This window comes from Streptomyces sp. 4F14, assembly GCF_048159485.1.
Taxonomy (GTDB): domain Bacteria; phylum Actinomycetota; class Actinomycetes; order Streptomycetales; family Streptomycetaceae; genus Streptomyces.
Window position 1 is genome coordinate 1 of the sequence record NZ_JBLRVY010000186.1, and the last position, 400, is coordinate 400.

A 400-nucleotide genomic window follows, 5' to 3' on the forward strand; every position below is an offset into this window, starting at 1 on the left:
CGTGGCTTAGGCTGAGGTCGGCGCACCGGAGTGGCCGGTGCGGCGTCCGAGCCGGGTGAGGGAGATGAGTGCGGTGGGGTGTGCGGTATGCGCGCGTTTACCCATCTGCGCGTGGCCTCCGGGTACTCGCTCAGGTACGGCGCCTCGCATCCGGAGCGGCTTGCGGAGCGCGCGGCACAGCGGGGGATGGACGCGGTCGCGCTGACCGACCGGGACGGCGTCGGCGGAGCGGTGCGGTTCGCGAAGGCGGCGGCGCGGGCGGGGGTGCGTCCGCTGTTCGGTGTGGATCTCGCGGTCGGGATGCCGGACGGGGGCGCCGGGCGGCGTCGTACCCGTGCGCCCGTGCGGGGCGGGGCGTTCGTCGACGAGTCCGCGCCCCGGGTGCTGTTCCTCGCCCGGG

General features: G+C 76.0%; 1 protein-coding gene. It reads left to right on the top strand.

Features of this window, described 5'->3' with window-relative positions; all coding sequences use genetic code 11:
- Positions 1–87 precede the first annotated feature (87 nt).
- The coding region (locus ACLZOT_RS50245) for a PHP domain-containing protein (protein ID WP_416976022.1) at positions 88–400 on the top strand (313 nt) is incomplete at its 3' end.